General features: G+C 64.9%; 20 protein-coding genes. 10 read left to right on the forward strand and 10 right to left on the reverse strand.

The window, feature by feature from the left end:
• Window positions 1-72 precede the first annotated feature (72 nt).
• The gene (locus C480_RS12495; RefSeq protein ID WP_006665978.1) at window positions 73-531 is read right to left on the reverse strand and encodes a YbhB/YbcL family Raf kinase inhibitor-like protein; all 459 of its coding nucleotides are present in this window, start codon (window positions 529-531) and stop codon (window positions 73-75) included.
• 168 nt (window positions 532-699) lie between these two features.
• Between C480_RS12495 and C480_RS12500 the strand changes: the two genes are divergently transcribed.
• Window positions 700-1,170 carry a DoxX family membrane protein gene (locus C480_RS12500; RefSeq protein WP_006665979.1) on the forward strand — a complete coding sequence of 157 codons (471 nt, stop codon included), beginning with the start codon at window positions 700-702 and terminating at the stop codon, window positions 1,168-1,170.
• 43 nt (window positions 1,171-1,213) lie between these two features.
• Here C480_RS12500 and C480_RS22230 read toward each other — a convergent pair whose 3' ends face one another.
• Window positions 1,214-1,654 (reverse strand): hypothetical protein, encoded by a 441-nt coding sequence (locus C480_RS22230; protein ID WP_206537310.1) that lies wholly within the window; start codon window positions 1,652-1,654, stop codon window positions 1,214-1,216.
• A 91-nt stretch (window positions 1,655-1,745) separates the two neighbouring features.
• On the opposite strand from C480_RS22230, the gene C480_RS12505 reads away from it, so the two are divergent.
• The gene (locus C480_RS12505) at window positions 1,746-2,273 is read left to right on the forward strand and encodes a GNAT family N-acetyltransferase (RefSeq protein WP_006665980.1); all 528 of its coding nucleotides are present in this window, start codon (window positions 1,746-1,748) and stop codon (window positions 2,271-2,273) included.
• 24 nt (window positions 2,274-2,297) lie between these two features.
• Here C480_RS12505 and mutS read toward each other — a convergent pair whose 3' ends face one another.
• From mutS to gvpA, 5 genes are all read right to left on the reverse strand, one after another.
• Window positions 2,298-4,994 carry a DNA mismatch repair protein MutS gene (mutS, locus tag C480_RS12510; RefSeq protein WP_006665981.1) on the reverse strand — a complete coding sequence of 899 codons (2,697 nt, stop codon included), beginning with the start codon at window positions 4,992-4,994 and terminating at the stop codon, window positions 2,298-2,300.
• Between the two features lie 66 nt (window positions 4,995-5,060).
• Complete coding sequence (locus C480_RS12515; protein WP_006665982.1) at window positions 5,061-5,435, reverse strand: CHY zinc finger protein; 375 nt, start codon at window positions 5,433-5,435, stop codon at window positions 5,061-5,063.
• A 224-nt stretch (window positions 5,436-5,659) separates the two neighbouring features.
• Entirely contained in the window at window positions 5,660-6,232 is a 573-nt protein-coding gene (gvpO, locus tag C480_RS12520) for a gas vesicle protein GvpO, halophile-type (protein ID WP_006665983.1), read from the reverse strand.
• 5 nt (window positions 6,233-6,237) lie between these two features.
• The gene (gene gvpN / locus C480_RS12525) at window positions 6,238-7,404 is read right to left on the reverse strand and encodes a gas vesicle protein GvpN (protein WP_006665984.1); all 1,167 of its coding nucleotides are present in this window, start codon (window positions 7,402-7,404) and stop codon (window positions 6,238-6,240) included.
• 6 nt (window positions 7,405-7,410) lie between these two features.
• Window positions 7,411-7,698, reverse strand: a complete 288-nt coding sequence (gene gvpA / locus C480_RS12530; protein WP_006108429.1) for a gas vesicle protein GvpA — start codon at window positions 7,696-7,698, stop codon at window positions 7,411-7,413.
• Window positions 7,699-7,929: 231 nt separating this feature from the next.
• On the opposite strand from gvpA, the gene C480_RS12535 reads away from it, so the two are divergent.
• The 8 genes from C480_RS12535 to gvpM all read left to right on the forward strand — a co-directional run bounded on the left by C480_RS12535 (window position 7,930) and on the right by gvpM (window position 12,916).
• Window positions 7,930-8,574: a GvpL/GvpF family gas vesicle protein gene (locus tag C480_RS12535; RefSeq protein WP_006665985.1), complete on the forward strand. Its 645-nt coding sequence runs from the start codon at window positions 7,930-7,932 to the stop codon at window positions 8,572-8,574.
• A 4-nt stretch (window positions 8,575-8,578) separates the two neighbouring features.
• Entirely contained in the window at window positions 8,579-8,833 is a 255-nt protein-coding gene (gene gvpF / locus C480_RS12540; RefSeq protein ID WP_006665986.1) for a gas vesicle protein GvpF, read from the forward strand.
• A complete protein-coding gene (locus C480_RS12545; RefSeq protein ID WP_006665987.1) occupies window positions 8,833-9,612 on the forward strand; it encodes a hypothetical protein in 780 nt (259 codons plus the stop codon). The genes gvpF and C480_RS12545 overlap by 1 nt, the downstream gene beginning before the upstream one ends.
• The gene (locus C480_RS12550; protein ID WP_006665988.1) at window positions 9,609-10,553 is read left to right on the forward strand and encodes a hypothetical protein; all 945 of its coding nucleotides are present in this window, start codon (window positions 9,609-9,611) and stop codon (window positions 10,551-10,553) included. The genes C480_RS12545 and C480_RS12550 overlap by 4 nt, the downstream gene beginning before the upstream one ends.
• 213 nt (window positions 10,554-10,766) lie before the next feature.
• Window positions 10,767-11,252: a gas vesicle protein GvpJ gene (gene gvpJ / locus C480_RS12555; protein ID WP_006665989.1), complete on the forward strand. Its 486-nt coding sequence runs from the start codon at window positions 10,767-10,769 to the stop codon at window positions 11,250-11,252.
• On the forward strand, window positions 11,249-11,593 hold the full coding sequence (locus C480_RS12560) for a gas vesicle protein K (RefSeq protein ID WP_006665990.1): 345 nt from the start codon (window positions 11,249-11,251) through the stop codon (window positions 11,591-11,593). The genes gvpJ and C480_RS12560 overlap by 4 nt, the downstream gene beginning before the upstream one ends.
• Window positions 11,590-12,516, forward strand: coding sequence for a gas vesicle protein GvpL (gvpL, locus tag C480_RS12565; RefSeq protein WP_006665991.1), 927 nt, complete (start codon window positions 11,590-11,592; stop codon window positions 12,514-12,516). The genes C480_RS12560 and gvpL overlap by 4 nt, the downstream gene beginning before the upstream one ends.
• Before the next feature lie 40 nt (window positions 12,517-12,556).
• Window positions 12,557-12,916 carry a gas vesicle protein GvpM gene (gene gvpM / locus C480_RS12570; RefSeq protein WP_006665992.1) on the forward strand — a complete coding sequence of 120 codons (360 nt, stop codon included), beginning with the start codon at window positions 12,557-12,559 and terminating at the stop codon, window positions 12,914-12,916.
• A 141-nt stretch (window positions 12,917-13,057) separates the two neighbouring features.
• Here the strand turns inward: gvpM and C480_RS12575 are convergent, their stop codons facing one another.
• From C480_RS12575 to C480_RS12585, 3 genes are all read right to left on the reverse strand, one after another.
• Window positions 13,058-13,273, reverse strand: coding sequence for a hypothetical protein (locus tag C480_RS12575; RefSeq protein ID WP_006665993.1), 216 nt, complete (start codon window positions 13,271-13,273; stop codon window positions 13,058-13,060).
• Window positions 13,274-13,758: 485 nt separating this feature from the next.
• Window positions 13,759-14,814 (reverse strand): Gfo/Idh/MocA family protein, encoded by a 1,056-nt coding sequence (locus C480_RS12580; protein ID WP_006665994.1) that lies wholly within the window; start codon window positions 14,812-14,814, stop codon window positions 13,759-13,761.
• Window positions 14,815-15,256: 442 nt separating this feature from the next.
• On the reverse strand, window positions 15,257-16,318 hold the full coding sequence (locus C480_RS12585) for a zinc-dependent alcohol dehydrogenase family protein (RefSeq protein WP_049903647.1): 1,062 nt from the start codon (window positions 16,316-16,318) through the stop codon (window positions 15,257-15,259).
• Window positions 16,319-16,427: the final 109 nt, after the last annotated feature.

The following is a 16,427-nucleotide window of genomic DNA, read 5'->3' on the forward strand; positions in this document are numbered from 1 at the left end:
GTCCCGTGTCCTGTATCCCGAACTCGTGACCTGAACCCGTGATCCGCCGCCTCGACTCACACGGGAATCTGTTCAGACCGGGTACGTCCCTTCGAGCGTCGTCGTCTCGATGACGCGACCCGCCGCCGCTGATTCGAGGGCGTCGGCGTCCGCCTCCGGCCCGAGGTCGAGCGGCGACTCGAGCGCGAAGAGCCTAAACCGGTAGGTGTGTTCCCGGTCGGGCGGGTTCGGCCCGCCGTAGCCGCGCTCGCCGAAGTCGTTCGTTCCTTCCCTGACATCGGTGTCGGGGTTCCAGTCCTCCGGAATCGACTCCCGATCGGGCGGGATATTCCAGACGATCCAGTGGTCCCAGACCTTGCCCGCGGGGTCGACCGCGTCCGGATCGTCCACGACGAGCGCGAGGGCCTCGGCCTCGTCGGGGACGCCCCCGAACTCGAGCGGCGGGTTAACGTTCGATTCGCCGTAGCCGTACTGCTCGGGGATCCGGTCGCCGTCCGCGAACGCTGAACTCGTAAGCGTGAGCGTTGTCATCCTGATCACCGCCTGCCTCGCGTGTACAGGCCCGTAGGCGGTCCTTCGACGGCGTCCGGGAAAACGTTACAGGGGCGGTTGGCGGAACGACGGGACGGACGACGGCGGGAGCGGTCGCCTGCCATTGCTACGTCGAGTTCTAACCGTCCGCGCCCGTCCGTTCGAGACATGACTCTTCAATCGTGGTTCCAGTCGAGCGGGGACGGTGACGGAGAGGCCCCGGCCGAGCCCGTCGATGTCGAGCCGTCGGCCGAGACGAGTTGGGTGTTCCGCCTCGGTCGCGCGCTCTTCGGCGGCATTCTCGCGTTTAACGCGCTCGACAACCTCTGGAATCTGGACGAACGGATCGCGTACGCCGAGGCCAAGAACACGCCGATGCCCGAGTACGCGGTGCCGGCCACGAGCGGTGGGTTGCTCCTCGGCGGCATCGGCATCGCGCTGTGGCGACGACCGTCCGCGGCCGCGGCGCTGATCGCCGGCTTTCTGGTCAGCGTCACCCCGGTGATGCACGACTTCTGGAACCTCGACGATCCCGAGGAGAAACAACAGCAACTGATCCACTTCCTCAAAAACACGGCGCTGTTCGGGGCGGCGCTCGCGTTCCTCAGGTTCGGCCGCCGGAACGGCTCATCCAGCTAATCGTTTCCCACCATCCGCGGAAGCCGGACGGTGAGCGATAGCTTCATTTGGCGTAAACCGTATTGCATGTTGATTCAATAACTAATCCGTTTTCAGGTGTCAGATATACACCAATACCGCCAGCCGATCTCTTACCCTGCTCCTCGCAACTCATCTTCGGCCAGGAATGTTCTGTTGGACTATCATTATCCACTGCTATGGAGATTATTGTCGGGTCCCCAGTAAACGATTCAGTGTCCTCCTCAGACTCTTCGTCTTCTAAGTTAAATTCCTGCTGATAAAGCACGTTTTCCCTTTCGTTTTTAACGGTCACAGAGATCGTATGCGCCATATCTTCCCTATTATAAACTTCCGCTTCATGTGCGAGTTCCCTTGAACTGGGTGTACTATTTGAACTAAGTACACCTGTACATCCAGCGGACGTAATAGTCGATGCTATTCCACTTGTTATAAGGAGTTTTCGACGAGTCATGGAGGCTTGCATACTAAATAATGATTGGTCATAGCTATATAATAGTCGCCAACGTATCGGCGTATCCACAATCGATTTGGAACGGCGCACTCATCGTCACCGCATGGCACAGCCGCTGACGATTCGTCGCTACCAAGCCGGTGACGGGCCGCGAGTTCAGGCTGTCCACGAGGCGGCCATGCGGGCTGCCGGCGCGTACGTCGAGGGCGTTCCGGACGACGATCTCGAGACGATACCGGAGACGTACCTCGACATGGCGGGGACGTTTCTCGTCGGCACGGTCGACGGACGGATCGTTGCCACGGGTGCCTTGCGCCCCGTCTCGGAGGCGACCATCGCTGCGAAATACAGCGCCACGTCGCCGGACTCGACGGTCGAACTGACTCGGCTACGCGTCGCGCCCGACCACCAGCGATGTGGCTACGGCGGTCGCCTCTGCGATGAACTCGAGCGCCGAGCGCGAACGCGCGGAGCGACGGCCATCGTTCTCGATACGCTGTCGATCCAGTCCGCCGCGCAAGGACTGTACGAGACGCAGGGATTCGAACTCGTCCACCGCGAACCGATCGAGCAGTCCGCCGAGGAGGTCGATCTCCTCGTCTATCGAAAAGAACTCGTCGAGAGCGGATAGGTGGGTCGGAGGATAGACCGTCGCTCACTCTTCGAGTAGCCGCTGGAGGCGATCGAGTTCAGTGAGCGCGTCGACGGGGGTGAGGTGACCGACGTCAAGGGCGCGGAGTTCGGCGGCGATGTCGGCGGGGAGTTCGCCGCCGTCGGCGTACTGATCCTGTTGCTGGGCGCCCGAGGGGACCGAGGATGCTGGTTGGTCGACGAGTTCGCGCGAGCGGTCGACGACGGCCTCGGGGACGCCGGCGGCGGTCGCGACTTCGACGCCGTAGGAGCCGGTCGCCGCGCCGGGTTCGATCTCGTGATGGAAGACGACCTCGCCGTCGGTCTGGTCGACCGCGAAGTGGAGGGTGAACGCGGCGGGGAGGTCGTCGGCGAGTTCGGTCAGCGGGTGGTGGTGGGTCGCGAAGAGGGTGGTTGCGCCGACCTCGTCGTGGAGGTGTTCGGTGATCGCCTGCGCGATGGCGAGGCCGTCGGCGGTCGAGGTGCCGCGGCCGACCTCGTCGAGCAGGACGAGCGAGCGTTCGTCGGCGTCCCGGAGGATGGTCGCGAGTTCGTCCATCTCGACCATGAACGTCGAGCGCCCGCCGGCGATGTCGTCGCTCGCGCCGACGCGGGTGAAGATGCGGTCGACGGGTGTGAGCCGCGCTGCTCTCGCGGGGACGAAACTGCCGACTTGCGCGAGCAGGACGATCTGGGCGACCTGGCGCATGTACGTCGATTTCCCGGACATGTTCGGTCCCGTGATTACCGCCAGTCGCCGCTCGGGGGAGAGACGAGCCCCGTTCGGGACGAACGATTCCTGGGTTCGTTCGACGACGGGGTGGCGGCCGCCCTCGATATCGATTTCGAGGCCGCCGTCGGCCGCCTCGCGGTCGAGGATTTCCGGCCGGCAGTAGTCGTACTGGGCGGCGACGGTCGCGAGCGAGACGAGGGCGTCGAGGATCGCGAGCGCGTCGGCCAGTCGCTGGACGCGTTCGACTTCGTCGGCGACGGTACGGCGAACGTCGCAGAAGAGTTCGTACTCGCGTTCGTCCGCGCGTTCCTCCGCGCCGACGATTTCGTCCTCGCGCTCCTTGAGTTCGGGCGTGACGAACCGTTCGGAGTTTTTCAGGGTTTGGCGGCGCTGGTAGTTTTCGGGCACCGCATCGAGGTTGGGGTTCGTCACCTCGATGTAGTAGCCGTGGACGGAGTTGTAGCCGACCTTGAGCGAGTCGACGCCGGTGCGCTCGCGCTCGCGAGCCTCCAGGTCGTCGATCCACTGCTTGCCGTCACGGGCGGTGCCGCGGAGGTCGTCCAAGTCCGCATCGTAGCCCTCGGCGACGATGCCGCCCTCGGTGATCTCGATCGGCGGATCGGCGACGACGGCGTCGTCGATCAGATTCCGCACGTCGGCAAGCGGATCGAGTTCGTCGCGGAGGGCGGTCAGCCGGTCGCAGTCGGCGTCGGCCAGTTGATCGCGGAGTTCGGGGACGACGGCGAGGGTGTCCCGAAGCGACCGCAAGTCCCGCGCGTTCGCTCGCTCGCGGGAGATGCGCCCGATCAGCCGTTCGAGGTCGTACACGTCGCGAAGCAGTTCGTGGCAGTGCTCGCGCGTCTGAACGGAGCCGGTCAGCTCTTCGACGGCGTCGTGGCGCGCCTCGATTCGGCGGGGTTCGAGCAGCGGTCGGCGGAGCCAGTCCCGGAGTTTGCGGCCGCCGAGCGCGCAGGCGGTCTCGTCGAGGACGCCGACGAGCGTGGCGTCCTCGCGGCCCCGGACGGCCCGCGGCTCGAAGAGTTCGAGGCTGCGAAGGGCGACGGCATCGAGCAGGAGATACTCGCGGGGATCGTAGCGCGTGAGGTGGGTGAGGTACTCGAGGCGGTCGCCCTCGTTTTTGCCGGCCGCGACCGGCGAGTGCTCCGCGTCGTCGCGCTCCGTCCCGTCGCCGCGCTCGCCCTCGTGTTCGCCGCCGCGGGCGTACTCCGCGTAGGCGAGCAGGGCTCCGCAGGCTCGGATCTCGGCGTCGCTCGCGAGTAACGCGTCCGGATCGCCGAAGTAGCTCGAGACGGTCTCGCCCGCACGGTCGCGGTCGAACGCGCGCTCGTCGAACGGCGTCACCATGCATTCCTCCGGCAGCACGTCGGCCGGCGCGTCCGGTCCGACGACCGCCTCCGCGGGCCCAAAGCGGCTGACTTCGTCCGCGATGGCCTCGTCCGAAGCTGAACTCGTGGCGAGGAAGTCGCCGGTCGAGACGTCGAGGAGGGCGAGCGCGAGTTCGTCGGCGGCGGGTCGCGTGTCGGTGCCGCGGCCGCGGGCGATCGCTGCGACGAAGTTGTTGTCGTCGCTCGCGAGCAGTTCGTCTTCGGTGAGCGTGCCGGGCGTGACGATTCGCGTGACCGCGCGTTCGACGACGCCGGAGGTTTCGCCGGGTTCCTCGACCTGATCCGCGACGGCGACGCGGTAGCCGGCCTCCAGTAGCTCTTCGATGTACGATTCGGCGTTGTCGATCGGGATGCCGGCCATCGGGTACTCGCCGGTGGAGTCCTCGCGGCTGGTCAGCGCGATTTCGAGCAGCCGCGCGCTGCGTTCGGCGGCCCCGCAGAAGGTCTCGTAGAAGTCGCCGACCTGAAAGAGGACGATCGCCTCGTCGTAACGGGCACAGAGATCGTGGTACTGACGCATCATCGGCGTCAGCTCGTCGCGTTTCTCGGCCATCGCGTCGGGCGGGCCAAGCGCCGGGTCCATACTGTGAGGTCGGCCGCCGGACGCTGAAATAGCTTGCTGGACGCGTCGATCTCTTCCCCTCGGCGATCAGCCATCGGTGTCCCCGGTGTCAGCCTTCCCGGTGTCACACTCTCGGGTCGCCGTCTCGAAGTACCGATCTGCGTGCGCCTCACAGCCGGGATTGAACGGGGCGTCACAGTTCGGACAGCGATACGCACACGCGAGATACGCCGGGACGGTAAACGCGGAGTCACAGGCCCCACAGCGGACTGACGGCTCGTTGAATCGATTTCGTGGCCAGGGAATCGCCTCGTGGTCTTCGACGGCCGCGTGGCACCGAAAACAGGGGTAGTACGCGTCGCAGCAGTCGAATCGGAACGAGACGATATCGCGGTCGGTGTGGTAGTGTCCACACCGCGTTTCGGGACCGACATCGACGCCGCGGACGGGGAGCGAAGACACGAGTTCAGTCGAGCGAACGGCCGGGCAGCACTTCGAAATTGTGGTTCGTGGTCCGAGAGCGGCCTCCGGGAGCCGGATCCGGGGGCTGGATTCTGGATTGAGGTGGGTCGAGAGATTCTGGGTCCGGGTGTCTTGGGAGCGAGTGTAGTGACGTAGCAGTCGCTACTCGGCAGCGTGGGCGGCCGTCAGGTACCGGGTTAGCATCGGCTCCCGACTGCCGGGGGTTACTCGAACACGGTCGTATCGCCTCGCCGGTATCGGTCGAGGCGCCGATAGCCCTGGACGACGCCGTCCGTATCGAGGTCGATCTCGTACCGACCGAGCACGTCCTGCGTGTCCGGGACCGCCGAGCGCTCGACGACTTCGACGACGGCACACCAGCCCTCGTCGGTCGGCGAGATTTCGCTGACTCCGTCGAACTCGTGGCCGATGAGTTCGCCGGCGGTCGAGACGACGGTTCGGCGGATCGCGAGGATGCCCTCGATCTGGTCGGTGTCGACATCCGATTCGGTATCGGCGTCGAGTTCGTCGGTATCGACGGCGTCGGGGTCGGTTGTTTCGTCGCTGGCCATCTCAGAGGTGGGTTGTGAGGTGTCGGTTTGGTTCGATTGTGCTTGTTCGTCTTCCTGTTCCTGTTCCTGTTCCTCGGCTGCGTCGTCGGCCTCGCTCACGGTGGGATCGCTCTCGTCGTGCTGGAAGCAAAAGCCGTCGTCCTGGGCCGGCCGCGAGCAGCGCTCGCCGTCCGCGGTGAGCGCCTTGCACTGGGTCGTCGCGTTCGCTGTCTCGGCGTTGGCCATTGGTCTCAGAGTGTGTCGGTAATCCGTTCTCGGAGCGTCGACACGTCGTCTATCTCCGTGCCGGCGAGCTTCGAGCCGAGAACGTCCGTGAAGACATCTGCCAGTAACTCATCGTCGAGGGTGTGACCGCCGTCCGTCCGTTGCTGTGCCGACTCGGTACCGGCCTGGGTTCCGAAGACAGCGATCCCTTTCGCCGCCGTAATCGCCGCTCGCGTCCCGACGACGAACGGCAGTTCCTCGCGCAACGTGCGCGTCGTCTCGACGACGGTCCCGATCGCTTCCGGATCGAGTGCGCCGCGCTCGTCGTTGTTCGAGTCACCGGAGTCGCTCGGCTCTGCGTCGTCGCGAGTATCCGCCACGTCCACGTGCGTGCGGACGATCTCGCGCTCGGTTTCCGCGTCGTAGTGGCCGACGTGGACGCCGACGACGCGATCGAGCAGCGCATCCTGTTGGCGGTGGACGCCGGCGTACTCCGCATCGTTCGACGTGAGGATCGCCCGGAACTCGGGATGCACGTCGATCGTTCTCTCCCGCCCGCGCTTGCCCGGCCGTTCCAGGACGCCCTCCTCGAAGACCGAGAGCAAGACGTTGTGGGCGGCGGGATCGCTTCGGGAGAACTCGTTGTAGACGAGCGTGGCACCCTCCCGTACCGCCGCCGAGAGCGGGTTGTCGACCCAGCGGTCGCGAACGATCTGCGTCTTCTTGCTCACGCCGCTGACGAACTCGTCGCGTTCCTCGTAGCGTTCGCCGCCGGCGTAGGTTCCGACGAGCGTCGCCGTATCGACGGCCTCGTCGCCGTTGATGTGGACGACCGGTCGGCCGCGCGCTGCGGCCGCCGAAAGTGCGAGTGCGGTCTTTCCACAGCCCGTCGGCCCGATCAGGTGTACGGGTTGATCGGCGGCGAGCCAGCCGGTGATCCGTTCGCGAAGCGACTCGACGGCGTCGGTTTCGACGAACGGCTCGGGAGCGACGGTCTCAGGGGATTCGAGATGGCCGCCGCCCTCGTCACCGGTCGATTCGCTCGTCGCGGCTGTGCCGGCCTCGTCGTGATTGCCGTTTCGCGATGCCTTCCGCGCCAGTTCCTTTCGCGCTCGCCGTCGCTTTTTCTGTTCTCGATCGCCGCGAATCTTCCTGCCGCGGACCTTGCGCTTTCGCGAGGTGTCCTCGGCCATCGTCGATTACTCGGTGGCCGATTGCGGCGACGATTCGGGCCGCGGCTCGACCTCGAGTTCTTCGAGATCCTCGAGATCGCCGTCCGCGGTCGCTTGCTCAATTTTTGCGATCTCCTCCGCGTAGTGGAGGAACGTGTCGACGGAGGCGACGACGACGCGGGCCTCGACGGTGAGGAGTTCGATCCCGACGACGGAGACGCGCGCCCAGACGTCGATGACGACGCCCTTGTCGAGAACGCGGTCCAGTACCTCCGCGAGACTCGAGGAGTTTGGCCGCTGTTGTGGTTGTGCCATTACGTCTCCGGGTTCACTCCGATTTCCTAACACGGCTTGCTTTGCGACTGCAAGCCGACTCGGCTGGTCCGGTTCCCGAGTTCAGGTGACAACGAGGCTGCGATTGCAAGCACCACGGTAAGGCAAGCGGCTGTCGAACTACCCGTGACGATTACGATCACGTTCTCTATGAGACCCGTGCTACCGACCGAGCAGCGATCCACGACCGCCCTGCAGCCGGAGTGACCCAGAATGAGCAACAGCAACCGGTACGTCTACGGTATCGTCAACACCGCCGACACGGGAAACATCGAGTTCGAGACTGACGCCGTCGCCGGTGCGGACCGCGTCTACACCGTCACCCACCGACGGCTCGGGGCCGTCGTCTCGAACATCGACACCACGGACCCCGAAGAGACCGACGAGGACGCCCAACGCCACGACGACGTCCTTCGGGAGATCATGGACTACGACGGCGGCAAAACCATCGTCCCGATGCAGTTCGGCATGGCCTTCGAGAACGACCGCACGCTGAAGAACGTCCTCCGCGGCGCTCGGCCGGCGTTTCGACGGGCGATGAGCGACATCGAGGGCCGGATCGAACTCGGGCTCAAACTCGTCACCCAGGAGGACGGCTCGGTCGACCGCGACGAGGTCGAGGACGCCGTCAGCGACGAACTCGACCCGATCGCGGCCCAAGCGGTCCAGAACGATCGCTTCAGCGACCGACTCGTGTTGAACCGATCGTACCTCGTCGACGAGGACGAACGAGAGTCTTTCGACGAGGCGATTTCCCGGCTCGAGGACCGCTACGGCGACGAGCTTCTCGTCCAGTACACCGGTCCGTTCGCACCGTATAGCTTCGTCAACGTCGAAATCGGGGCCCAATCCCAGTGATCGCATGTTCGTTCTCGACGACCTTCTGTTCCGGCCGCTCATCGGCATCGTCGACACGCTGCACTCGCTCGCGCTGCAGGAACTGTACGACGTGGAGGCACTCGAGGACGAGCGCAAGGAAAACCGGCTGCTGTACGAACTCGGCGAACGATCCGAGGAGGAATACCTGGACCGAAAGGAAACGATCGAAGCCGAACTCGAACTCGCCCGAGAGGTCCGCGAACAATTCGCGAGCGGCCGCGTCGAGGTGAAACGCTGATGACCCGAGACGACCCACACGATAGGAACGATCCGCACGACGGAACCGATCGCAACGACGGAGACGACCCGGCTGAGCGGCGGGCTCAGGAAACGGGGTGGCTCGCGACGGTACGGGCACTGCTCGATCGCCTGGATCGGAGTCCGAACTCGAACACGCTGTCACCCGCGGGACGAGGCGGGCACAATCGGTCCGTATTCGACTACAGTATCTCGATACGGACGGGTGACGACCTGCTCGACGATTCCCGGTTTGGGGAGTCCTTCGCCGACGAATGGGTCGACAGACTTCGGCAGGACGAACGCGGTGAGACGGATTCGGATCGGACGTGGGACCGTGATCCGGACCACGATCGGGCGGGCCGTCCGCGAACGCGACGAAGTCGGGCGTCATCCTCGACGGGGCCGCCATCGAATCCGTCGGCCCGCTCGTCTTCCGCGGCGGACACCCCGTCAGCTTCGCGGGCCGACCCCCACCACATCACCACCCGCACCCACGACGACGAACTCCTCGTCATCGCCGACATCTCCGGTACCGACACCGACGTCGACGCCGACGATGTCACCGTCGGCTTCAGCGACACCGCGCTGGTCGTCGCGGTCGCCGGCACCGAACTCGACCGCATCGACGTTCCCTGGGCCGACCCGACCGGACAGGCGGCGATCAACAACGGCGTCTTGACCGTTCGAGTTCAGCCTGCGGACCCTCAAGAGGAGGCGACGGAGACGAGTTCGGACGGCGATACGGATACTGAGACGGAACCCGAGGGTGATCGATGAGCGACGCCGCTTCCGCCGACTTCGACCTCGGCACGATACTCGACGACGCCGAAGACGCGCTCGATGAACTCGAGCACACGCTGGAGACTGCCGGCGACGGGGGCGAAGGTGGAGACAGCGACGACAGTGCCGACACCGGCCTCGACAGCCTCGACGACGAAACGCTGTCCGCACTCGTCGACGACGTCGAGACGCTCAGCAAACTCGCCACCGCGGTCGCGGACCTCCTCGAAACGCTCGACCTGTCGGACCTCCCGGAGGCCGTCGACGCCGACGAGTTCATCGCGGCGATCGACGCGGGCGAGATTCCAACCGCTCTGGCCGACGACGACACCGGCGTCGGCGATGTCGTCGATTTCACCCACCTCTTCCGGGCCATCGACCTGCTCGACGCCTGGGACGCGACGGACATCGGCGAAATCTGGGAGACGAAACGCGAACTCGAGGAGTTGACCGACGATGGCGGTGACGGTGACGATGACCTCCTCGATGGACTGGACCTGGGCGGCGATGACGGCGGTGATGACGATCTCCTCGACGTCGATGCCGATCCAGCGGAACTCCTCGGCGATATCGACGTGATGGACGATCCCGAGGCCTACCAGGTCGCGATTCAGCAAACCGCGATGGAGGGCATCGATAGCTTTCGCGAGGCCCTGCTCGAAACCCACGCCAAATTCGCGACGCTCCACGAGTTCAACCGCGAGAAGATGCGCCGCCAGGACACGAGTGTGAACTCGCGGAATCCGACGGCGGCGTCGACGATGCCGGCGGCGCGCGCGGACGTCGCAAGCGGCGTCAATCACTCGACGGTGCCACAGCAGGTTCGACTCTCGACGGCTCCGAGCCGAAAGCGGATCTACGGGAAGCGATTCGAGCGCGAACGGAAGAAGCGCCAGCAGCAGAACCAGCAGGAGACCGGAGGTGACGGCGGAGACTGATCGGACAGCGCTACTAGCGGTCGATAGCGGACCCCGAACGGAGAGACAGGCTGCGATCGAACATCGAAAACCGAGCCCGCGAGCGATTCACGACGCGACTGCCACTGATCGAACCTACCATGACCCAGAATCAGAACCAGACACCACCCTCGACCCGTCGGCAACAGCGCGAGTTGGACGGACACTGGCGACGCCCGCACGGAGGTGAGTCGGATGGTCGATAGCGTCCAGCCGAGCCGCCAGCAAACCGATCTCGCCGAAGTCATCGAGATGCTCCTCGACAAGGGTATCGTCATCAACGCCGACATCGCCGTCTCGATCGGCGACACCCAACTGCTCGGAATCCAGCTTCGGGCCGCGATCGCCTCCTTCGAAACCGCGGCGAAGTACGGCCTCGAGTTCCCCGAGGGGACCGACATGCAACGCGTCGCCGAGGCGGTCGGCGATCCCGAACTCGCGTCGCCGGATCAGGAACGGCCGAATCCGGCGATCGATCCGACTCGCGGCGTCAACGTGACCGCCGAGAACGAAGACGAGGACGAAAGCGAGGACAAGAACGGGGCCAATGCCGACGAAGCACCGGACGCCGACAACGATGCCGAGACGGAGAAAGCCGAGGCGAGCGAGAGCGAAACGACAGCGACCGAAACAGAAACGGAAACGGAAACGGAGACTGAGGCGGAGGCGGATTCGCCATGAGCACGATCGACGTCGGCGACGGCGACGACGCGCGCCAGGGACTGGTCACGCTCGTCATCACCGTCGTCGAACTCCTGATCGACGCGCTCGAGCGCGAGGCGGTCAGGCGCATGGAATCCGGAAACCTCTCCGACGAGGAAATCGACCGTCTCGGACAGCAACTCGCGACGATCGAAGCCGAGATCGAACAACTCAAAGCCGACGAGGGAATCGAGGACGGCGTCGACGACCTTCGCGGCGATCTGGACGGGCTCGTTTCCGACGCGATCGAACAACTCGATGCCGACTCGACGCCGCGCCACGCTCCCGGCTACTCCGTATTCGGCGGTGAGAACTCGTGACGACGGACGAACAACGCCGCGACGTGTCGGCGAACGCAGCGGAGACGCCCGACATCGAAACGGGTCGCTACCTCTACTGCGTCGTCCAGGCCGACGACGACGCCACGCTCGACACGACCGGTATCGACGGCGAATCCGTCTCCGTCGTCACCGAAGACGGCATCGGTGCCGTCGTCCACGACTGCGACAGCCTCTACGATTCGGCCGACCTCACGCAGATCCAACACTGGCTCGTCCGCCACCAGACCGTCGTCGATGCGGCCGGTCAGACGTTCGGCACGCCGGTCCCGTTCCAGTTCGACACCATCCTCCGCGGCGACGACACCCGCCTGCGCGAGTGGCTTCGCGAGGAATCAGCGACGCTGCGGCCCGTGCTCTCCGAACTCGCCGATCACTGGGAGTACCGCATCGAAGTCGTCGAGTTCGACACGCCGGACGACCGAACGCTGGTCGAACAGGACGACCGCCTGGCTGAACTCGACGAACAGATAGCCGACGCGAGCGAGGGTCAGGCGTTCTTGCTCGAAAAGCAGTTCGAACAGCGATTGACGGAGTTGCGAACGGCGCGTCGTGAAACGATGGCGGCCGAGTTGGAGGCGGATCTGGCAGAGACGGTTCGCGAGGTGCATACGCTCGAGCGATCGCCAGCGTCGGATATTGCGGACGTCGCGAGAGCCGAGGACGAGACCAGGACCGAAGACGGCGACGATGTCGAAACGCTCTGTCGGCTCACCGTGCTCGCACGCGAGGACGACGAGGATGCGGTCGGTTCGATACTCGACGGCGTTGCGGCCGAGGACGGACTCGAAGTCAGGTTTACCGGGCCGTGGCCGCCGTATACGTTCGCACCGGAACTGGGAACCGACCCGGACGGTCAGAACGGCGATCCAACTGGTGCTGGAACCGATACGAACCCGCTATGATCGCACTGCAGCATGCACCGATTCGAGAGGTGAAACCCGTATGAAGCCGCAAAAGGATGACGAAGCGCTGGTTGATCTCCTCGACGTGATTCTCAGAGACGGCGTGATCTTGCGCGCCGACGTCATCATCTCGGTCGCGGAGATCCCCCTCGTCGGGCTCAAACTCACGGCGGCGCTCGCCGGGATGGAGACGATGACCGAGTATGGCCTCTTCGAGGAGTGGGATGCAAGACATCGGCTCCGGGCGACGGAAGACCACACCGGAATCGACGGCGCGGACGGGACGAGAACGACCGCCCCCTCAGTACCCGGACCGCGACCCAGCGAAACGATAGATGGGCGAATCGAGGGGGCAAGCAATGCGGGGACGCCAGAGCCAGATAGCGACGGTTCCGATTGAGAGTTCGGCTCTGGCACGGGGCCAGACGAGGGCACAACCTGATAGTGTGCGCATCGAAACCGCACGTAAACAGCCGTTTAGAAGTGTATTGCCCGAGTACTATCGACGGTCTCCGTCCGTCGCCCCTCGCGGGGCGACCGGTCAGGCAAACTTCGGGCGTTCGGTCGTGAGTTCGACGTCTCCCGAGACGGTTTCTTCGTCGCATTCCTCGTCGTAAACGTACTGCCCGGTCGACCCGCAGAGCGTACACTCGTACGTCTCGGAGAGTTCGTTGATCATTTCTCCGTCCTCGAAGTAGACGCGGCTCTGGGTGATCTGCAAGAACTGTGGGGTCTCACAGTTTGTACAGGTGATCATATCCGTCGGATCACGTGCACCGGTTGTAGTTATCCGGCTTGTAACCGCTTGCCACGGTGTGCTATCGGGTTCTTACTCCCGCGGTGGACGATGGCCGAGAGCGTGTCACTGTCGGTGCAGCCGTGCGAGACGGCAGCCGAGAAGAAACCGCCGTAAACCGAGCATAACCGCACGACTGGGTCGAGTTCAGTGCGGGGGAGTCGGGACACTGTAACTGTCGAAAAACGATCGGTTAGCCACCGGTATCGAACCGTTAGTCATCGGCTTCTCCCGCAGGTAGCATCGGAAGTGACGACGCTCGAATCGAGCCGGCAAACGGCGTGTCACGTTTCCGTTGGGAACCGCCCAGTACAGCGTCGTGTAGCGCTTCGTTTCGTGCGGTCAAGACGCGACCAGAGAAGTCGTTCACGGTCGTCGCTCCGGTAGCAACCGAAACTCTTCACACACTGACCGCACTGTATTGTGCGTCCGATGCCCGCCGACTTTCAGCGGCTACCAGAGCGGCCCGCAGACTCGAGTTCGACCGGGATTCGGTCGCCGGTCCGAGCAGCCTCGTACGCCGCGTCGGTCAGCGCCGTCACGCGGAGGGCATCGCGAGCCGTCGCAGGGGGCTCGGTTCCGTCGCGAATACTGTCGACGAACGCGCCGGCGCGGGTCCGTTCCTGCCGGTGATCGATGTAGGGAACGTGTTCGCTTGCGTCCGTGTCGATCTCGAAGACCTCGCGGGAGCCCCACTGCGTTCCCTCGAGATAGAGCGCTCCTTGGTCGTCCCAGCAGTGGATGTGCTCGCGGGTCGACGGCAGGTCGCCGTGGAGCGAGACGGTTCCAGTCGCACCGTTTTCGAACCGAACGTCGAGGTGCGCACGGCGGTCGACCCGCTGCTCGTCGTCGTAGAAGTCCATACTCGCCGCGACGGAGGCGGGTTCGAGACCGGTCGTCCAGAGGATGCCATCGAGCAGGTGGCTACCGGTGTCGAAGAGAAACCCGCCGCCAGACAGGTCGGGATCGAGCCGCCACGTTCCGGCCGAATCCGCTATCCAGTCCTGCGTAATCGACGCCGTAACCCACCGCGGCGGGTCGGTCGCAAACCGCTCTCGCGCACGCTGGAACGCGGTCTGGAGGTGGCGCTGGTAGCCGACCATCAGCGTTCGATCCGTCCGGTCGACCCTGTCTACGAGTTCGCGTGCGCGGTCCAGGTCGGTCGTGAGCGGCTTGTCGCAGTAGACGTGCAGGTCGCGATCGAGCGCGGCGACGACCTGGTCGTAGTGAAGCGTATGCGGCGTCCCGACGAGGACGGCGTCGAGTTCACAGTCGGGATCGTCGAGCATCGTCTCGTACGCGGTGTACCTGGTGGTGGGTGGAACGCTGAACTCGGTGCCGACCGTCGCGAGGCGGTCCGTGTCCAGATCACAGACTGCGTGGACGGTGGCGTCCGCGTGGCGGTGGAACTGCCCGCCGACGGTCGTGCCGATGTAGCCGAGACCGACGATACCGATGCGGATCGGCGCGTCCGAACTCGGGGCTGGCGCGTGAGCACACATGGAACGAGGGACGATCCGCGGAAGCATGTCTTTGGCGGCGCTGGCGACCGTAAACACTCGCCTAGACGATCGTAGGCGGTGACAACTAACCGTGGCCCCCGCTTGTCGGCTCGAACAGCGGGTGCGTAGTGCGCCGGTACATCCGCAGTAGCGCCATCCTGTCGCTAGTTTGACGCCACTACGGGCGGGCAATTCGGTCCATAACAAAGGGGGACACCTGCAATTGTTCCACGTGCGGGGATACACGCCCCGCCGGGTACGCGCTTGGCCCAGACACGACGCGCTGATCGCCGATTGCGTGCGTTCGTGCCCGGATCGCTCGGAAGTGGACTCGCCCCCGCTTCGAGTTAGCTCATGTCTCTCACACCAGGGTGGGCTCCCGCCCCCGCCCAGGTTATGTGTGGGTGTGTCTCACCCCATTCCCCTGTCTTCGACCTGCCGCTCAGAACTCCGTAATGACCGGAATGCCGACCGTCTCGTAGTCGTCCATCGAGGCGAGCGTGTTGGGTACGTCCTCGAGCGACAGCGTTTCACCGATGATCTTGCTCGGATCGAGCGTTCCCTCGCCGATCAGTTTGAACAGTTCCTGGTAGCGAACGAGCGGCATGCCGTGGGAGCCGTGGACGTCGAGTTCTTTCATCGTTATCGCGTCGACGGGCAGTTCGATCTCGCCCTCCTCCTCGCCGGTCGTCAGGCCGACCTGGACGTGGGTCCCCCTCGTTCCCAGACTGGCGACGGAGTTCCGGCAGGTTTCGGCGATGCCGAGCGCGTCGATCGAGACGTCGGCACCGCCGTCGGCGAGCGATCTGACCGCCCGCGCCGGATGCTCCACCTCGGTCGAGTTCACCGTCGCGGACGCGCCGAGTTCGCGGGCGCGCTCGAGTTTGTCGTCGCGAACGTCGACCGCGATCGGATGCGCGCCCAGCGCGTCGGCGATGTGGATCGCCGAGAGGCCGACGCCGCCGCAGCCGTGGACGGCGACCCAGTCGCCGGGCCGGAGCTCTGCGCGGTCGGCGAGCGCGTGGTAGGCGGTCATGAACCGACAGCCGAGTCCGGCCATCTCGGTGAACTCGACGTCGTCGGGGAGTTTCACGCAGTTGAAGTCGGCCTCTCGAACGGGGAAGGCTTCGGCGAACGCGCCCGGTGCAGCGCCAGAAAGTCCGAGCGGGACGACGGTCTCGCAGTTGTTCGCCCGTCCCTCGCGGCAGTGAGAACAGGTTCCGTCGCCGAGGTGAAAGGGGACGGCGACCCGGTCGCCCTCCTGGAGCGTCTCGACGTTCTCGCCGACGGCCGAGACGATCCCCGCGGGCTCGTGCCCGAGGATCTGTCCCTCCGGAACCGACGCCCCGACCCAACTCCAGTCGCCCTGCCAGGCGTGCCAGTCGCTGCGACAGATGCCGCAGGCTTCGGTTTCGACGATAGCCTGATCGGGCTCCGGCTCCGGCTCCGGAACGTCCTCGATCTCGAGCGGTTCACCGTGTGTTTCGAGTACGGCAGCTCGCATGGTCCGGAGTTTTCTGATGGGCATATAAAAATATGATAGATAGGCGTGATACTGCCGCTATTCCGTCCCGGTGTCACGGCTGTCCGTTCGTCTCCGAGTCCCGGAAGCA

Origin of the sequence: Natrialba aegyptia DSM 13077 (genome assembly GCF_000337535.1) — an archaeon.
Classification (GTDB): domain Archaea; phylum Halobacteriota; class Halobacteria; order Halobacteriales; family Natrialbaceae; genus Natrialba; species Natrialba aegyptia.